We start from the raw sequence: 17,726 nt of genomic DNA, 5'->3' as shown, positions 1-17,726 counted from the left end.
CCCCGGCACGTGACGGACGCCTCATGAACCGGCCGAGTGTAACCCGCCAGTAGCATCCGCGCGCACAGTTCGCCGAGGAGTCGGTGGGCACGCCCGACCGGTTGTCGAGGAGTCGCTCGTGGGGGTCGTCCCAGATGGCATGATGCGCGCCATGGAGACCGCCCTGCAGCTCGTCGACATGACGCGCCTGACCGCCGACCTGCCCCGCGCCGCGGAGGCCTACGGCAGTGCCCAGCCCTTCCCGCACATCGTCCTCGACGACGTGCTGCACCAGCCGGCGTTCGCGTCGGCGGTCGCCGGCTTCCCCGGGATCGACGACGCGTTCTGGAAGGCCTACGCGCACGTCAACGAGACCAAGTACTCCAACACCCAGCCCGACACGTGGGCCGACTCGCTGCAGGCCGTGGCCCGGGAGTTCTGCTCCCCGGAGTTCGTCGCCTACCTCGAGGAGCTGACCGGGATCTCGGACCTGATCCCCGACTACACGATGGACGGGGGCGGCCTGCACATGACCAAGCGCGGCGGCCACCTCAACATCCACGCGGACTTCTCCACCCACCACACCCACGAGAACTGGGCGCGCCGGATCAACATCCTGCTCTACCTCAACGAGGAGTGGCACGACGACTGGGGCGGCAAGCTCGAGCTGTGGGACCAGCAGATGACGGCGTGCCAGGGCACAGTCACGCCTGCCGGCAACCGGATGCTCGTGTTCACCACCTCCGGTGACTCCTTCCACGGCCACCCCGACGGGCTCACCTGCCCGCCGGACATGGCGCGTCGCTCGCTGGCGATGTACTACTTCACCGAGGAGGAGTCCGCGGTGCGCAAGGCCACCAACTACCAGGCCCGCCCGGAGGAGACCCGGACCCGCAAGGCCGCGATCGCCGCGGACCGGACCGTCCTGGACGTCTACGACCGCGTCAAGCGCCGGCTGGGCATCTCCGACGAGGCGGCGCACAAGGTCCTCGGGAGCCTGTCCCGGCTCCGCAAGCGGAAGTGACCGACCTCCGCGCAGCCTGGCGCCGCGTGGCCCTGCGACTGCCGGGCTGGGACCTGCGCGTGCTCTACGTCGCGCTCCTGGTGCAGGGCGGCGTCGCGATGTGGCTCGGCGGCCGTGGCTGGTTCAGCGGGGACCTGCTGCACTACTTCGTCGCGCGCGGGGGTGCGCCCGGCGCGACCGAGAGCCTGATGGAGCCGCACGCGGCCCACTGGCAGCTCACCCTCGTGCTGTTCTACGTCGTGCTGTTCAAGCTCATCGGGCTGTCCAGCTACCTGCCCTACCTCGCCGTGACGGTGCTCGTGCACCTCGCGCTCGTGGTGGTCGCCCACCGGTTGCTGCTGCGCCTGGGTGCGCACCCGCTGGCGGCACTCGCGTCGGCCCTGGTGCTGCTGACGTACGGCGCGGGCTCGGAGGCGTTCCTCGTCGAGGCCCCGGTGGCGCTGACGTCGTCGATGCTCCTCGGCGCGATCGCCGTGCTGCTCCTCGTCCGCAACGACCACGACCGGCGCAGCACCGTGCTGGCCAGCGTCCTGCTGCTGGTCGGCTGCACGATCTCGCTGGGCGGCGTGGTGGCGGCCGTGTGGGTGGGGGTCTTCGCCCTCACCCGCGGCGTCTGGCACATGCTGCAGGTCGTGGCCCTGCCGGCGGTGGCCTTCCTGGGGTGGTACGCCGTGTGGGGCAGGGGATCGACCCGCATCCTGCTGTCGCGGGAGGAGACGCTCCAGGTGCCGGAGTCGGCAGCCACGCTCCTGTCCCTGCCGTTCGACAACGTGACCGGGGGCTGGGGCGCCGGTCCCGTCCTCGTGCTGGCCGTGCTCGTGGCCGTCGCCTACGGCAGCCGTCGCCGGCCGCTGCTGGTGCAGGTGACGATCGCCGGCATCGCGGGCGCCACCTTCCACGCCGTGGTCAGCGCGGTCGCCCAGCTGCCCTACGGGATCGAGCAGGTCACCACCAGCCGCTACCGCTACGTCGTGCTGCTCCTGCTGCTGCCCGGCCTGGCGCTCGTCCTCGACACGCTGGTCACCGTGGCCGCGCGACGGTTCGGCCGGGCCGAGCGACGCCCGGCCGTTGCGCTGGGCCTGGTAGTCGTGGCGCTCCTGACCACTCATGCCGCCCTCGGTCAGTACCGCGTGGGCCAGAGCGTGCTGAGCATCGGCGACCTCACGCGCCAGCACCTCGCCGGCACCACGCTCGCCGTGGCGGCGGGGGAGAAGCTGCTCACGGACGCCGTCCGTGGCTCCTACATCAGCGGGGAGGACCTCGAGCGCCTCGCCGACCCGGCGCTGCGCGAGGAGCTGCCCGACCTGGACCCGACCGAGCGCGACCGCATCGAGGCCGAGAACAACTACTTCGTCGCCGTCACCGGCGACGAGCTGGAGCTCGCACCTCCCGCCGGGGTCGCCTCGGACTCGTTCGCGCCGTCGCTCCTCGAGCGTGCGGGGTGCCGGAGCTACACCGCGACCAACGCCACGCCCACCCTCGTCCTCACGAGCTACCTCGGCACCGGCCTGCGCTTCCGCGGCGACGCCGGCTCCGTGCTGACCAGGCTCTCGCGGCCCGACGAGGACGTGCGGGCCGACCCGGTCGAGTGGCGCACGACACCGGGTGCCTGGACCTACGTCGCCACGACCGCGCAGCTCGCCGAGCTGTCGGTCACCTTCGACGCCGGCGGCACCTACACGTTCTGCTTCGGCGACTGACCCGGTCCGGTCGGCGGCTCAGGTCCGGCTGACCGGCACCGTCAGGTCCTCGGGGCTGAGCTCGTCGCTGCGCCCGGGGCTCGGCTCGGGACCGAGCTCGTCGCGCCGCGGGTCCGCAGCGGGCTCCCGCCTCAGGCGCAGCCACAGCGGGTGGGTCAGCAGGCGGGAGACGTGCCGCTCGAGGAGGTAGTGGGTCGCGACGCACAGGACGCCCACGACGACGAACGCCACCAGGGCACGCGGGGGCCAGGCCCAGTCGCGGGTGCGGGCCTCGACCGCGGCGAAGGCCGGGTAGTGCCAGACGTAGATGACGAGGGAGTTGCGGCCGAGGAAGCTCAGGGCCGGGTGGCTGACGCGGGTGAGCGCGGAGCCGCCGAGGGCCGTCACGCCCAGCAGGACCGCCAGGTCGAGCTCGAGGAGGGTGACGCCCCAGTGGAGGAACCGCTCGTCGTCCGAGCAGTACCAGAACAGGGGGACCAGCGCGACGAGCGAGACCGCGCCGCTCCAGCGCAGGGCGCGCGGTGTCACCGCGTCGCGCGGCACGAAGGTGAGCACGACACCCAGCAGCATCCCCACGACCACCGCGTCCATCCGGGCCGTGGTGCGCAGGAGGACGTTGATGACCGGCTCCAGCTCCGCGACGTGCATGCGCCACCACGTGAGCAGGAGCAGCAGCCCGCCCAGGACGGCCAGCTGCGCGACGGGGCGTCGTCGTACGAAGGCGAGGAGGACGGTGAGCGCGACGAAGGCCTGCATGTCGACCGAGAGGTACCAGAGGTGCCCGAGGTCCCACCGCGAGTCGACGGCGTCGGTCTGCACGTACCAGTTCCACGTGTAGGTGAAGACGTGGAGCATCGACCTGCTGTTGGTGCGGCTCGAGGTCGGGTCGTCGACGAACGCCGAGGCGAGCACGACCAGGGGCACGGCCACCAGCACCACCGGCGCGACCCGGACGACACGCCGGACGATGCTCACGCCCACCGACATGTCGGCCATGCCGCGCGCGGACAGCGAGCGGTGCACCAGGAAGCCGGTGACGACGAAGAAGATCGTCACCGCGAAGTTGCCGCTGCGGAAGACCGGTCGCACCCACGGGTTGGCGTCGATGCCCTCGATGGGCCACAGGATCCAGCCGTGGGACAGCACCACGACGATGATCGCGACGCCGCGCAGGCTGTCCATCGCGGCCAGCCGACGGCGGACCGGCGTCGGGTTCTCGGGCGGCATGTCGCGGACTCTAGCCCGCGTCGGTGGCCCTCGTCGTGCGACCCGGAACTTCACCCGGGCAATTGGCTACTTGCGAGTCACTTCGCTGCTACAGTCCTCCCGAATCAGGGCCAACTGGGAGGTACGTCACATGCGCAAGGGTTTCGGCATCGGTCTCACGATGCTGGGTGGATTCCTCATCACCTTGGCGATCCTCGCCCAGTTCTGGGCCCCCGGGCAGCTGATGAAGACGCCGCTCGACGTCGACAGCACCACCCTCCTCAGCGGTGACGCCGAGCTCGCCAACGGCACCGGCAGCACGGACCAGTTCGCGGTCAAGGCGTTCAGCATCACGCACGCCGACTCCGAGCGCTCGGACTCCGACGTGGTCGTCTTCCAGAACTCCAGCTGCCTGGTCAAGGACGAGGGCGACATCGACGAGTGCGTCAGCGCCGACGACCCCGAGGAGCGGCTGATCTCGGCGAGCACCGACGCGTTCGCCACGAACCGCCGCACGGCCGAGGCCGTCGACGACCCGAAGTACCTCCCGCCGAGCGCGGAGGACAAGTCGGGCCTGGTCAACAAGTGGCCCTTCGACGCGGAGAAGAAGACCTACCAGTACTGGGACGGCTACGCGGGCGAGGCGGTCGACGCCACCTACGAGGGCACCCAGGACTACGACGGCCTCGAGCTCTACGTCTACAAGACGGTCGTCAGCGACGTCCCGATCGAGGTCTCCTCGGGCGTCCCGGGCACCTACTCGACCGACAAGACCCTGTGGATCGACCCGACCACCGGCTCGATCATCAACCAGTTCGAGGACCAGCAGCGCCTCGACGAGGACGGCAACACGTTCCTCGCCCTCAACTTCGGCTTCACCGACGAGCAGGTCAAGGCCAACGCCGACGACGCCAGCGCCAACGCCGACAAGCTCAACCTGGTCACCGGCACCGTGCCGCTCATCGGCTGGATCGTCGGGATCCCGGCGCTGCTCATCGGCATCGCACTGCAGCTGATGCGCCGCCGCTCGGCGTGAGCGAGCCCGTCACCGTCCACGCCGACGACGTGCGGTGGTACGCCGACACGTTCGAACGCGTGGGGCACAACGTCGAGTCGGCGGTGCTCGGCAAGCGCCACGTCGTCCGGCTGGCGCTGACCTGCCTGGTCTCCGGCGGGCACCTGCTGCTCGAGGACCTGCCGGGCACCGGGAAGACGATGCTGGCGCGCGCCCTGGCCAAGTCGCTCGACTGCTCCTTCGCGCGGATCCAGTTCACCCCTGACCTGCTGCCGTCGGACGTCACCGGCGTCACGGTCTACGACCAGTCGCACGGGGAGTTCTCGTTCCACCCCGGTCCGATATTCCACACGGTGGTGCTGGCCGACGAGATCAACCGCGCGTCGCCGAAGACGCAGTCGGCCCTGCTCGAGGTCATGGAGGAGGGACACGTCACCGTCGACGGGCAGACCCACGGGGTGGGCAGTCCCTTCATGGTCATCGCGACGCAGAACCCGATCGAGCAGGCCGGCACCTACCAGCTGCCCGAGGCCCAGCTCGACCGGTTCCTCATGCGCACGAGCCTCGGCCACCCGGACGCGGAGTCGACCGAGGCACTGCTCGCGGAGTCACGCGTCCGCGACCGCGCCGCCGGGTTGACCCCGGTCGTCGGAGCCACCGAGATCTCCCAGATGGCGAAGGTCGCCGACATGGTCCACGTCGACCGGGCGATCATCAGCTACGTCCGCCGGCTCGCCGAGGCCAGTCGCGAGGTTCCCGACGTCCGGATCGGCCTGTCCACCCGGGGCGCGCTGGCGTGGATCCGGGCGGCCAAGGCCTGGGCGCTGGCCGAGGGCCGCGGCCACGTCGTGCCCGAGGACATCGCCACGCTGGCCCACCCGGTCCTGGGCCACCGCCTCCTGATGGCCTCCGGCGCCGCGTTCGGCGGAGTGAGCCCCGACGAGGTCATCGACTCGCTGCTGGCGCAGGTGTCGGTGCCGCGCGATCGCGCGTGAGCCAGCCGACGACACCTGCCGCCACCCCCGGGTGGCGCACGCGAGCGATGCTCCCGTGGCGCGCGCTGACCCCGCTCGGCCGAAGCGTCTTGGTGCTCGGGCTGGCGGTGACGGGTGTCTCGTGGTGGCTGCACTGGCAGGAGTTCACCCAGCTCGGGGTGGTCGCGCTCGGGCTGGTGCTGGTGGGGCTGACCTGGCAGGCCCTCCCGGGAGCGCCCGAGGTCGAGCTGACCCTGCGGCCGCACCGCGTCGTCGAGGGCGGCGCCCCGCCCACCCTCACGCTCCGCGTGCAGGCGGGTGCGGCCGCGATGCTGTCGCCGCGACTCGCGGTGCAGGTCGGCCGGCACTCCGTCCGCCTGCGGCTGCCCTTCCTCCTGCCCTTCGCCCACCGCACCGAGGAGGTCCGGCTGCCCGACCTGCCGCGGGGCGTCCACCGCGTGGGGCCGACCGTCTACGAGAAGACGGACCCGCTGGGCCTGGTCGTGGGACAGCACCCGGTCGGTGGTGGGCTCGAGCTCATGGTGGCACCCCGGGTGACCGACCTGTCGGTGTTCGCCGGCGGCCTCACCAACGACCTTGACGGCGCCACCAGCCAGCAGCTGTCGATGAGTGACCTGGCCTTCCACGCGCTGCGGGAGTACGCGCCCGGTGACGACCTCCGGCACGTGCACTGGCGGTCGTCGGCGAAGGCCGGGGAGCTGCTCGTCCGGCAGTACCTCGAGACGAGGCGAGGGCACGTGACGATCCTCGTGGACGGGTGCGCCGGGTCCTACGCGCGCCTGCGCGACTTCGAGCTCGCGGTCTCGGTCGCGTCGTCGATCGCCCTGCGCGCGGTGCGCGACGACTTCGACACCTACCTGCGCTGCGGCGCCCGCACGGCGAGCGGGCGCAGCGCCGAGGCCATGATCGACGTGGCCTGCCGGTTCGAGGTGCACCGGGACGACGACCACCTCCAGCAGGCAGCCGACGCGGCGAGCGCGGTGGGCGGGACCGGCCTCGTCGTGCAGGTCACCGGGGCGCGGCGCGACGTGGTGCAGCTCGACGCGGCGGCTCGCAGCTTCGGCCAGGGGCCCGACTGGATGGTGGTGCGTGCCGAGACCGAGGGTCGGGCCACGCTCACCGACTCGCCCCGCGTGCGCGAGCTGACGGTGCAGCAGCTGTCCGACCTGCGCGACCTTATGGCCCGGGGGCTGCGATGAGGGAGGCCCCGCGCTGGGCGGGCACACTGGTCGACTGCGTCGTCGTCCTGGGCACCGTCGCTCTCGTGCTCACCATGCTCGACGAGAGCTTCTGGTCGCGCGGCTACCTCGTCGCCGGGCTCGTGCCGGTCGTGTTCCTCCTCGCGCTCGCGTGGCTCGTCCGCTCCACCGAGGACGGCGTCTGGGTCTACGCCCTCGTCTCCCTCCTCGCCTACGCGCCCCTCGGCGCCCTGGCCGCCCTGCAGCGTCCCGGCCCGTGGATCGTGCCGACGGTCGAGACCATGAACCGGGTGCTCGGCGACACCTACACCGCGCCACGCCTGTTCGTCAGCACCCTCCCACCGGTCGAGGCGGCCGGCACCCTCATGCTGCTGCCGTACGCCATCGGCTTCGGCACGGCGTTCCCGGCGGCCTGGCTGGCGCTCGGCACCCGACGGGCGATCGCCCCGATGGTGCCGCTGGTCGCGGGGCTCGCCGCGACGATCACCGTGGCCGTGCTGATCCCCGACTACTACGTCCTGCGCGGTGCCGTGCTGACCGTCGTGCTGGTCACGTGGGTCGCCGCGCGTGCGCGTCGGGCCGAGGCGCTCGTCGGTCGCCGGCGCACGGGACTGGCGGCCACCCTCGTGGCGGCCCTCGTCGTGGGCGCCGTCTCCGGCGTGGTCAGCGTGCTGGTGCCCGACAACGACCAGACGGACCGCGTCCGGCTGGACCCCGCCGGTGACCGGGCCGTCGCGTCCAGTGCGTCGGAGACGCTGATCCCACCCGGGGAGGGCCGCCAGCAGCTGTTCCGCGCCGTCGGGGTGCCGGACGGCGCCCGGATGAGGCTCGGCACCCTCGACCTCTACGACGGCGAGTCCTGGCGACCGGCGGACGAGTCGCCGGGCGCCGGCCCGGCGGGGACCTTCCGGCGGCTGGGACGAGTGGTCGAGCCCCTGCACCCGGGCCCGGAGGTCGAGGTGCGGGTCCGGATCGCACCGGCGTACACCGGCGACTGGCTCCCGATGCTCGGAGAGCTGACCGGCCTCGAGCTCGACTACCGCGACGGTCGGACCCAGATCGAGGACGTGCGCTACAACCAGGCGACCTCCAGCGCGGTGGTGGTGGGTGGCGTCGACCCGCGCGACGACTACACCTTCACCTCGGTCGTCCCGTCCGCGGGCCTGCGCCCGTCCGACGCCACGATGACCGCGACCGAGGAGCAGCGTCAGCCCGAGGGGGCGTTCCTCGACCGGTTCCTGGTGCCCTTCGACCGCCCCGAGGTCTCGCCGCTGCAGCGCGTCCTGCTCCTCGCCCGCTACCTCCGGCTCAACGGCGAGGTCCGGCTCTCGGGATCCTCGTCCCAGTCGCCGGTCGACCTCGGGCTGCGGCTCGTCGGCGCCGATCGGATGTCGGCGACCCCGTTCCAGTACTCGGCCGTCACCGCGCTGGGCGCCTCCCGGCTCGGGGTGCCCGCTCGTGTGGTCCTGGGAGCCACGCCGGGACGACGCGGCATCGTCACGCGCAGCGACATCGTGTCGTGGGTGGAGCTCCAGCTCGCGGACGGCACCTGGCGCACGCTCGACCCTGCGCGCTACACCGGCGTCCACTCCGGCTCCGACGAGGAGGTCACGATCGGTGCCCCCGAGTTCGTCGAGGAGGAGCTGGACCTCGACGACGACCAGGTGAAGATCCCCAAGGGCGCCGACATCGAGCTGTCGCCCGACGCGGTGATCGAGGAGCAGACGAACCCCTGGCGCTACGTCGGCCTCGCCGCGGCCGCGATCGCGGGGGCCCTGCTCGCCCTGCTGGCCCTGGTGCCGCTCGCCAAGCGGGTACGGCGCGTGCGTCGGCGGCGTACGACGTCGTGGTCCGGGCTCTACGTCAACGGCTGGCAGGAGGTGCTCGACGCCGCGCGCGACCGCGGCACGCCCGTCCCCGAGGGGTGGAGCCGCGTCGCGCAGGCCGGTGGCCTGGGCGTCGATCCCGGCCTCGCGCGACGCGCGGACGCGGCGGTCTTCGCCCCGGCTGCCGGTCCGGCGGAGGACGGGCTGGACTACTGGCAGGCGTGCCAGGCACTGCGCAGGCAGGTGCTGGCGGAGGCAGACGTCCGGCACCGTGCGTGGGCCCTGGTCAACCCGGCCTCCCTGCTCGCGGGGTGGGCGCGCGGGCGTCGGCACCTTGACGGCAGGTCAGGCCGCCAGGTGCGCCACGAAGATCGCCGTGCCCGGCGTCAGCAGCCCACGGGTGCGTGACCACCCGCCCCACACGCGGTCGTGGTCCTCGGGCCACTCCGGCTCGACCAGGTCGGCCAGCACGAAGCCGTGCCGGGCAAGGAGCCGGACCCAGTCGCCGAGCGTGCGGTGGTGCTCGACGTACGACACCACGCCGGTCGCGTCGTCGACCTCGACGTAGGGCGTGCGGTCCCAGTAGGACTGGGTGGCGGTCAGGCCGGCCTCGCCGGGGTCGTCGGGGAACATCCACCGGGTCGGGTGGGTGATCGAGAACGCGAAGCGTCCGCCGGGCCGCAGCACCCGTCGCACGTCGGCCAGCGCGTCGTCGATGTCGCGGATGAACTGCAACGCGCCGAAGGAGCAGAAGACGACGTCGAAGCTCGCCGGCGCGAACGGAAGGTGGGTCGCCGTGCCGCGCACGGAGGGCACCGCGATGCCGGTCTCCTCGTCGAGGCGCCGCGAGTGCTGGAGCTGGCGGTGCGAGAGGTCGAGGCCGAACCCGCGACCGCCGTGGGTGCGCACCCACCGGGAGCACTGCCCGGCACCGCTGCCCACCTCGAGCACGTCGAGCCCGGTGACCTCACCCAGGATCGCGAGCTCGTCCTCGGTGTGGCCCTCGGGCCCCCACACGAACCCGGAGTCACCTAGGAACGCACCGTGGGTCGCCTGGTACTCGTCGGCGTAGCGGTCCCAGTCGGGGCCGTTCGCCTCGCGCGACTCCCGCTCGGAGACGGCCCGTCGCTCGACGCGCACCGACTGGGGCAGGTGATCCTCCACGTCGGGAGCGTAGTCGTCGCGACGTGGCGGTGCCGACGCGCCGGGTGGGTGGTCCGGCGCGTCGGCACCTCTTTCAGGGGGGAACCTGCCTGGTGGGCCTGTCGATCAGCCCTTCCCGCGACCGCCGCGGGGCTTCTTGGGGGTGGACCGGATGTCGGACGGGTTCGAGCCCGCCTTCACCTCGGCGCCGTCGGAGACGCCTCCCCGGTCGGTGTCGCACCGGGTCGGGTCGCTCTTGGCCTTGCCGTACTTCTTGTTCGCCTTGCCGGTGATCTCGACCTTGTCGGCGAGGCCGTCACGGTCGGAGTCCTTGCGCGTCGGGTTGGTGCGGACCCGGCCGATCTTGACGGTCTTGTTCTTGGGGATCCGGACCTTCTGCTTGATCTTGACGCCCTTGACCTCCTTGCCGTCCGCGATGCCGTCCTTGTCGGAGTCCTTCTTGAGCGGGTTGGTCCGCACGGTGATCGACGAGGGCACCTTCTTCTTGCCGCAGACGTAGATGCGCTGCTTGATCGTGACGCCCTTGACCTCCTGGCCGTCGGTCAGCCCGTCCTTGTCGGTGTCGGCCTTCAGCGGGTCGGTGCCGTAGCGGTTGACCTCCTCGCCGTCGGTGAGGCCGTCGCCGTCGGTGTCCGGGTTGTTGGGGTCGGTGCCGTGCGTGGTCTCGTCGCCGTTGGGCAGGCCGTCGCCGTCGACGTCGTTCGGGTCGGCCGCGACGGTGAAGGTGACCGAGTCGGCCGCGCTCGTGGTGCCGTTGGCGGACTGCGTGGCGGTCACGGTGTGCGGGCCGTTGGCGAGCACCACCGTCGAGGAGCAGCTCCAGCGGCCGTTGGACGCGACGACCGCGGTGCAGAGGACGCGCGAGCCCTCGCGGACGGTGACCGTGGCGCCGGGGGCGCCGGTGCCGGAGATCGGCGGGGTCGCGTCCGTGACGCTGGCGTTCTGCGCCGGCGAGGTGATGTCCGGCGGGGCCAGCGAGCCCTGCTGGGTGCCGTTGCAGTCGACGCCGCCCGCGGGTGCGGTGGCGTTCGCCGACATCGGGGCGACGTCGAGCGAGACGTCGGCGACGGTGACGCCCACCGGTGCCGGGAGGCTGAGCACCTTGAGGTCGATGCTGAGGAGCGCGTCCATCGACGCCGCGCCGGTCGCACCCGAGCTGGTGGCGGTGGGCGTGAACGCCGTGACCGTGAGGCTCACGAGGGGTGCCAGTGCACCCGGCAGGACCAGCGACTGGGGCTGGTTGTTGATCGGGATCGGGATCTGGTTGCCCCCGATGGTGGCGACGATCGTCGGCGTGGAGGCGAAGCCGGCGTTGCCGGTGGTGCCGTCGGAGCGGGCCTGGAGCACGACCGGGTTGGACACGTCGATGACGGCCGCTCCGCCCAGGAGGCTGACCTGGCCGACCTGGGTCGTGGTGCGTGAGACGACGTCGGACCCGCCGACGCCGTCGTCGACGAGGTAGGTCCCGCTGGTGGAGGACGACGCTCCCACCTGCGCGAGCGTCACGTTCAGCGGCGCGGGGAGGGGGAGCTGGCCGACGGAGGCGCCGGCGAGCGTCGTCGTGGCCGCGGACAGGGTGCGGGTTCCCCCGACGACCGGGGTGGCGCAGGCGTTGGCCCCGCCCCAGCGGGCCTCCACGTCACCGGTGATGGCACCGATGGTGGCGACCGGAGCGGCGGGGACCGGCACGAGGACCCGTCCGGGCGGGTCGTCGACGCCGGCATTGGTGGAGACCGAGGCCGTGGCGGAGTCGACGGGCACCGGGGTCCCGCCCAGGGTGGCGTCGAGGTTCGACGAGCTGGCGCTCGTGCCGCCCGCGCCGGCGGCCGAGCTGGCCACCGTGCCCTGGCTGTGGCCGACCGCGAGCGTCGCGAGCGACTGCCCGGCCACGGTCGCGCCGAGGCTGAGGATGTCGGAGTGGGCGTCCGCGGAGTAGGTGGCGGGCAGGGCCGCGGCCGAGGCCGGCGACTGAGCCAGTCCCAGGACGGTGCCCGGGACGACGACGGTCAGGGCGACCGCCGCCTTGGTGAGCCGGTTCCCGAATCGGCTCGTGTGGACAGTGTGCATCTCGAAGCTCCCCCTCGATGTGAAGTCGGTCGGTAGATCCACGAGATATCTACACAACGGTTACAACAGAACAAATACAACAAACGAACGAGCCACGTGAAGGTAACGCGAGTTTCTCCCGAAGTTCCGAGACGTGCGCTGTGCCACGATCTGCGGGTGGACGACTCCGGCTCCTCGCTGACCCCGCTGGCCGGCGGCTGGTCGGGTCGCACGTTCCTCGGCGAGGCCGGCGGGGAGCGCGTCGTCGTACGCCTCTACCCGCCCGACGACGCGCGCGGGCCCGAGGCGCCCGAGGTCGACCAGGCGGTCCTCCGCCTCGTGCGCGGGCTGCTGCCCGTGCCCGACGTGCTGGAGGTACGACGCCCGCAGCCCGACAGCGGGCAGCCGGGACTGCTGGTCACGCAGTGGCTGCCGGGGGAGCGGGGCGACGTCGTCGTCAGCGAGCTCTCCGACGCCGGCGACGACGACGGCCTCGCTCGGCTGGGTACGGCGATGGGGTCGGTCGCCGCGACGCTCGCCGGGATGCCGGTCCGGCGGACCGGCACGTTCGTCGACGCGGAGCTGACGCTCCGCGAGCTCCCCGACCTCGACCTGACGCAGTGGGTGGACGGTCGGCTGGCGGCCTGGCCGTCCGCCGAGCGTGACGCGCTGGCGGAGGTGGCCCGCGACGCCCAGGACCACCTCGACACCGTGGGTCGCGCCTGCCTGGTGCACAGCGACCTCAACCCCAAGAACGTGCTCGTGGACCCGCAGTCCCTGGCCGTGACGGCCGTGCTGGACTGGGAGTTCGCGCACAGCGGCCACCCGTGGACGGACGTCGGGAACCTGCTGCGCCTCGATCGCCACCCGGCCTACGTCGACGCCGTCCTGGCAGCATGGACAGCGAGGCACGGCGGCACCGACGAGGACCTCCGCGACGGCGCCCGGGCGGCCGACCTCTGGGCGCTGGTCGACCTGGCTGCCCGCGCCGGCGACAACCCAGTGGCGGACCGTGCTGCGGTCCTGCTCAGGGCTGTCGCCGACACGGGTGACCTCCACGCCTGGCCCTTCTAGGCCTGCCCCCTCCTCGGGAGGTCGGAGGCGGTCGTGCGCCGACCGGGTCGCTTCGGCGTCGACCTCGAGTCCGCGGGGTTCGCCCCGGCCTTGACCTCGGCGCCGTCGGAGACCCCGCCACGGTCGGTGTCGCAGGCGGCCGGGTTTGTCCTGGCCTTCCCGAACTTCTTGTTCTTCGACCCCGTGATCTCGGCCTTGTCGCTGAGCCGGTCGCGGTCGGAGTCCTTCTTCGTCGGGTCGGTCCGGACCCTGCCGATCACGTAGGTGCCCGTGCCGGTCCTGACCTTCTGCTTGATCTTGGTGCCGCGGACCTCGGCGCCGTCCTTGAGACCGTCGCCGTCGGTGTCGCTCCTGAGCGGATCCGTCTTGACCAGGATGGCGGTGCGGGTCTTGCGACCGCAGACCTCGAAGCGCTGGCGGATCCGGATGCCGCTGACCTCGCGGCCGTCGGTGATCCGGTCGCGGTCGGTGTCGCGGTCGAGCGGGTCCGTCCTGTGCACGTTGACCTCGGCGCCGTCGGTGAGACCGTCGCCGTCGGTGTCGGCCTTGTTCGGGTCGGTGCCCAGCTGGGTCTCCTGGGTGTTGGTGAGGCCGTCGCCGTCCGTGTCGGTCGGCGTCGGGTTCGGCGTCGGGTTGGGCGTGGGGTTCGGCGTCGGAGCGCCGGCAACGGTGAAGGTGACCGTCGACGCCTCGCTCGAGCCCCCGGGGCCGCTCTGGGTCGCCGAGACCGTGTGGGCACCCGGCTGGAGGACCACGTCCGAGGAGCACGACCACTGGCCGTTGGCGGCGACCGTGGCGGTGCAGAGGACGGTCGATCCCTCCCGGACCGTGACCGTCAGCCCGGGCTGGCCCGTGCCGGAGATGGCGGGCGTGGTGTCCTGCACGGTCGCGCCCGCAGCCGGTGAGCTGATGGCCGGCGGGGCGACCGATCCACCTGCCGGGGTGATGGTGAAGCTGGTCGTGTCGGTGGCGGTGTTGCCGGCCCCGTCGGTGGCGGTGGCCGTCAGGGTGGTGGGACCGTCCGCCAGCGGGCTGGTGGGCGTGCAGCTCCAGGCCCCACCGGCGCCGGCCTGCGTGGTGCACACCACGGCGCCGCCCTGCGTGACCGTGATGCTGGCGCCTGCCTCGGCGGTGCCCGAGATGTCCGGCGTGAGGTCGTTCGTGGTGGAGCCGTTGGCGGGCACCAGCAGGTCGATCGTCGTGGCGGTGTCGACCGTGAACGTCACGTCGGTGCCCGGAGAGGTGTTGCCGGCCGCGTCTGTGGCCGTCGCCGTGTAGGTGTCCTGGCCGTCGGGCAGCGGTGTGGTGGGCGTGCAGGTCCAGCTCCCACCGGTCGCCGTGGTGGTACAGACCTGGTTGCCGTCGGAGTCCTCGACCACGACCGTCGAGCCGGCCTCGGCGGTGCCGGAGAAGGTCGGGGTGCTGTCGTTGGTGGTGGAGCCGTTGGCCGGTGCGGTGATGGCCGGGGCGGTGGGGGGAGTGGTGTCGTCCGCGTCCGGGTCGATCGTGAAGGTGGTCGTGTCGGTGTCGGTGTTGCCGACGCCGTCGGTGGCCGTGGCCGTGTAGGTGTCCTGGCCGTCGGGCAGCGGTGTGGTGGGCGTGCAGGTCCAGCTCCCACCGGTCGCGGTGGTGGTGCAGACCTGGTTGCCGTCGGAGTCCTCGACCACCACCGTCGAGCCGGGCTCGGCGGTGCCGGAGAACGCCGGCGTGGTGTCGTTCGTGGTGGAGCCGCTGGAGGGGGCGGTCAGGTCGATGGTGGTGAACGTGTCGATGGTGAAGGTGACGTCCGCCCCGGGCGAGGTGTTGCCGGCCTTGTCCGTGGCCGTCGCGGTGTAGGTGTCCTGACCGTCCGCAAGCGGCGCCGTGGGGGTGCAGGACCAGCCGCCGCCGGAGCCGGTGGTCGCGGTGCAGACCTGGTTGCCGTCGGAGTCCTCGACCACGACCGTCGAGCCACCCTCGGCCGTGCCTGAGAACCCGGGGGTCGAGTCGGCCACGGTCGTGCCGGCGGCCGGCGCCGAGATCACCGGGGCATCGGGCACGTCGGTGTCGATGGTGAAGGTGACGTCCGCCTCGGGTGAGGTGTTGCCGGCCGCGTCGGTGGCGGTGGCGGTGTAGGTGTCCTGGCCGTCGGGCAGCGGTGTGGTGGGCGTGCAGGTCCACCTGCCACCGGAGCCGGTGGTCGCGGTGCAGACCTGGTTGCCGTCAGAGTCCTCGACCACGACCGTCGAGCCGGGCTCGGCCGTGCCGGAGAGCTCCGGCGTGCTGTCGTTGGTGCTGGACAGGTCAGCCGGGGTCTCGATGACGGGTGCGTCCGGGGCGTCGGTGTCGATGGTGAAGGTGACGTCCGCCTCGGGTGAGGTGTTGCCGGCCGCGTCGGTGGCGGTGGCGGTGTAGGTGTCCTGGCCGTCGGGCAGCGGTGTGGTGGGCGTGCAGGTCCAGCTCCCACCGGCAGCGGTGGTGGTGCAGACCTGGTTGCCGTCGGAGTCCTCGACCACGACCGTGGAGCCGGCCTCGGCGGTGCCGGAGAAGGTCGGGGTGTTGTCGTCGGTGGTGGAGCCGTTGGCCGGTGCGGTGATGGTCGGGGCGTCGGGGGGAGTGGTGTCGGGACCCTGCGGGTCGATGGTGAAGGTGGTCGTGTCGGTGGCGGTGTTGCCGGCCGTGTCCACGGCTGTCGCGGTGAACGAGTGCGGGCCCGCTCCCAGTGCGCTGCCCGGGGTGCACGACCAGTTGCCGTTGGCCGCGACGGTCGCGGTGCAGACCTGGGTGGCGCCCTCCCTGACGGTGACGCTGGCACCGGGCTCGCCCGTCCCGGCGACCAGCGGGGTGAGGTCGTTCGTGGTGGAGCCGTTGGCCGGCTCGACGAGGTCGAGCGTCGTGGAGGTGTCGACGGTGAAGGTGACCACGGCGCCCGGTGAGGTGTTGCCGGCCGCGTCGGTGGCGGTGGCGGTGTAGGTGTCCTGGCCGTCGGGCAGCGGTGTGGTGGGCGTGCAGGTCCAGCTGCCGCCGGAGGTGGTGGTGGTCGTGCAGACCTGGTTGCCGTCGGAGTCCTCGACCTCGATCGTCGAGCCGGGCTCGGCGGTGCCGGAGAAGGTCGGGGTGTTGTCGTTCGTGCTGGAGCCGTTGCCGGGGGTCGCGATCACCGGGGCGCCGGGAGCCGTCGTGTCGACGACGGGACACTCGACGCCGCCCTGCGGAGCGGTGGCCTGCACCGACATGGGCGCGAGGTCGAGCCCCACGCTGGCGGCGGGCCGGCCGATGCCGCCGAGGACGTCGAGGTCGATGCTGAGGAAGGCGGAGGTGGAGGCCGCACCGGTGGCGCCCGAGGACGTGTTCTGGGCAGCACGGACCGAGATGCTGAGGTCGGCCAGCGCGTCGAGGAGACCGAGGTTGATCTGCCGGGTGCTGCCGGGAAGGATGTTGACCGTCGTGCCGGCGGCCGTGACGGAGACCGACGGCGGGTTCGTGTACGACGCGGTGCCGGTGGTGCCGTTCGACCTGGCCTCGAGGACGACCGGGTTGGTGACCCGGACGGTCACGGCGCCGCCGAGCAGGCTGATGTCGCCGATGTTCGAGGTGGTGCGTGAGACGACCTCGGAGGCGCCGGCACCGTTGTCGTCGAGGAACGTCCGGGTCCGCGACTGCGAGGCGCCGACGTCGGCCAGGGTGCCGAGGACCGGCAGGGACGCGAGGGTGAGCCCTGCCAGCCTGGTGTGCGCGTCGGAGAGGATGCGGTCGCCGTTGGCGTCCGCGGGAACGCACGTGGCGGGGTTGTCCGAGAACGACGCCTCGGTGTCGCCGCGGACCGTGCCGACGCTGATCACCGGGGCGAGGTTGACCGCCAGCAGCTGCTGCTCGCCCGGGTTGACGCTGGGCGGGGCGTTCGACACCTGCTGGCCGAGGGCGAGACCGGTGCCGGCCAGGTTGCCGTCGAGGTTCGCGGAGGTGGCCGTGCTCGCGCCCGTGGTCGCCGTGCTGCTCGTGGTGCTCCGGCTGTGCCCGACGGCCACCCCGGCGAGGTCGAGGGTCAGCAGGTCGACGTCGAGGCCGACGATGTCACCGTGGGCGTTCGCCGAGTAGGCGGCCGGCAGCGGGGCGGCCGATGCCGGGGTCGAGGTCGTCGCCAGCGCCAGGCCTGGCACGAGGGCAAGGGTCGTGACTGCGGACAGCAGCCGACGGGTCGGACGGTGCGGCATGTGGTTCCCCCTCGGAACACGGCAGGTCAGGGTGTTCACGCGGATCGCGCAGCCCCTCTGTACCCATTAACGACATACCAACAAATGAGTAACGAGAACTCAACGCCTGTTCCTCGAGGAAGGATCCTGGCAGCGCCTTGCGGACCACGGCTCGCGAGCGTGGGGCCGCCCGGTCGTGAGCGTGCGACGCCGGTTGGACGTCGGCGCGCGAAGGCGCGTAAACTTCCTTGTTGCGCCAGATGTCTGCCCGGCTTCCATACCGAGCGAACCCGGGCTCGCCGTGTCAGCGGCGGTGACCAGTCACC

11 protein-coding genes are annotated in these 17,726 nt (G+C 72.3%); 7 read left to right on the top strand and 4 right to left on the bottom strand.

The features are described 5' to 3' along the window. Positions 1 to 151 precede the first annotated feature (151 nt). Together EUA93_RS17505 and EUA93_RS17500 are read left to right on the top strand one after the other, a co-directional pair. Positions 152 to 1,003: a 2OG-Fe(II) oxygenase gene (locus tag EUA93_RS17505; protein WP_165355212.1), complete on the top strand. Its 852-nt coding sequence runs from the start codon at positions 152 to 154 to the stop codon at positions 1,001 to 1,003. Between the two features lie 26 nt (positions 1,004 to 1,029). After that, a complete protein-coding gene (locus EUA93_RS17500) occupies positions 1,030 to 2,703 on the top strand; it encodes a hypothetical protein (RefSeq protein WP_129401584.1) in 1,674 nt (557 codons plus the stop codon). An 18-nt stretch (positions 2,704 to 2,721) separates the two neighbouring features. On the opposite strand, the gene EUA93_RS17495 is transcribed toward EUA93_RS17500, so the two are convergent. Beyond that, entirely contained in the window at positions 2,722 to 3,930 is a 1,209-nt protein-coding gene (locus EUA93_RS17495; RefSeq protein ID WP_129401583.1) for an acyltransferase family protein, read from the bottom strand. A 130-nt stretch (positions 3,931 to 4,060) separates the two neighbouring features. On the opposite strand from EUA93_RS17495, the gene pgfA reads away from it, so the two are divergent. Genes pgfA through EUA93_RS17475 form a run of 4 tightly spaced genes read left to right on the top strand, consistent with a single transcriptional unit; the run spans position 4,061 to position 9,352 of the window. Then, positions 4,061 to 4,945, top strand: coding sequence for a cell envelope lipid trafficking protein PgfA (pgfA, locus tag EUA93_RS17490; RefSeq protein ID WP_165355211.1), 885 nt, complete (start codon positions 4,061 to 4,063; stop codon positions 4,943 to 4,945). Further along, positions 4,942 to 5,919: an AAA family ATPase gene (locus tag EUA93_RS17485; protein WP_129401581.1), complete on the top strand. Its 978-nt coding sequence runs from the start codon at positions 4,942 to 4,944 to the stop codon at positions 5,917 to 5,919. The genes pgfA and EUA93_RS17485 overlap by 4 nt, the downstream gene beginning before the upstream one ends. Then, positions 5,916 to 7,118, top strand: a complete 1,203-nt coding sequence (locus EUA93_RS17480) for a DUF58 domain-containing protein (protein WP_129401580.1) — start codon at positions 5,916 to 5,918, stop codon at positions 7,116 to 7,118. Before EUA93_RS17485 ends, EUA93_RS17480 begins: the two co-directional genes overlap by 4 nt. After that, positions 7,115 to 9,352: a transglutaminaseTgpA domain-containing protein gene (locus EUA93_RS17475; protein ID WP_129401579.1), complete on the top strand. Its 2,238-nt coding sequence runs from the start codon at positions 7,115 to 7,117 to the stop codon at positions 9,350 to 9,352. The genes EUA93_RS17480 and EUA93_RS17475 overlap by 4 nt, the downstream gene beginning before the upstream one ends. Here the strand turns inward: EUA93_RS17475 and EUA93_RS17470 are convergent. Then, positions 9,290 to 10,108: a class I SAM-dependent methyltransferase gene (locus tag EUA93_RS17470; protein WP_129401578.1), complete on the bottom strand. Its 819-nt coding sequence runs from the start codon at positions 10,106 to 10,108 to the stop codon at positions 9,290 to 9,292. The genes EUA93_RS17475 and EUA93_RS17470 overlap by 63 nt on opposite strands. A gap of 105 nt (positions 10,109 to 10,213) precedes the next feature. Continuing rightward, positions 10,214 to 12,175 carry an Ig-like domain-containing protein gene (locus tag EUA93_RS17465; protein WP_129401577.1) on the bottom strand — a complete coding sequence of 654 codons (1,962 nt, stop codon included), beginning with the start codon at positions 12,173 to 12,175 and terminating at the stop codon, positions 10,214 to 10,216. A gap of 156 nt (positions 12,176 to 12,331) precedes the next feature. Here EUA93_RS17465 and EUA93_RS17460 point away from each other — a divergent pair, with 156 nt between their 5' ends. Continuing rightward, a complete protein-coding gene (locus tag EUA93_RS17460; RefSeq protein ID WP_129401576.1) occupies positions 12,332 to 13,228 on the top strand; it encodes a phosphotransferase family protein in 897 nt (298 codons plus the stop codon). Here the strand turns inward: EUA93_RS17460 and EUA93_RS22260 are convergent. Continuing rightward, entirely contained in the window at positions 13,225 to 17,421 is a 4,197-nt protein-coding gene (locus EUA93_RS22260; protein WP_129401575.1) for an Ig-like domain-containing protein, read from the bottom strand. The genes EUA93_RS17460 and EUA93_RS22260 overlap by 4 nt on opposite strands. Positions 17,422 to 17,726: the final 305 nt, after the last annotated feature.

Source organism: Nocardioides oleivorans (assembly GCF_004137255.1).
Lineage (GTDB): Bacteria > Actinomycetota > Actinomycetes > Propionibacteriales > Nocardioidaceae > Nocardioides > Nocardioides oleivorans.
This window is presented reverse-complemented; position numbering and strand designations above follow the sequence as displayed.

Coding starts and splice junctions, on each gene's coding strand:
- EUA93_RS22260 (WP_129401575.1), bottom strand. CDS start 17,421: ATGCCGCACCGTCCGACCCGTCGGCTGCTGTCCGCAGTCACGACCCTT.
- EUA93_RS17505 (WP_165355212.1), top strand. CDS start 152: ATGGAGACCGCCCTGCAGCTCGTCGACATGACGCGCCTGACCGCCGAC.
- pgfA (WP_165355211.1), top strand. CDS start 4,061: ATGCGCAAGGGTTTCGGCATCGGTCTCACGATGCTGGGTGGATTCCTC.
- EUA93_RS17495 (WP_129401583.1), bottom strand. CDS start 3,930: ATGCCGCCCGAGAACCCGACGCCGGTCCGCCGTCGGCTGGCCGCGATG.
- EUA93_RS17465 (WP_129401577.1), bottom strand. CDS start 12,175: ATGCACACTGTCCACACGAGCCGATTCGGGAACCGGCTCACCAAGGCG.
- EUA93_RS17475 (WP_129401579.1), top strand. CDS start 7,115: ATGAGGGAGGCCCCGCGCTGGGCGGGCACACTGGTCGACTGCGTCGTC.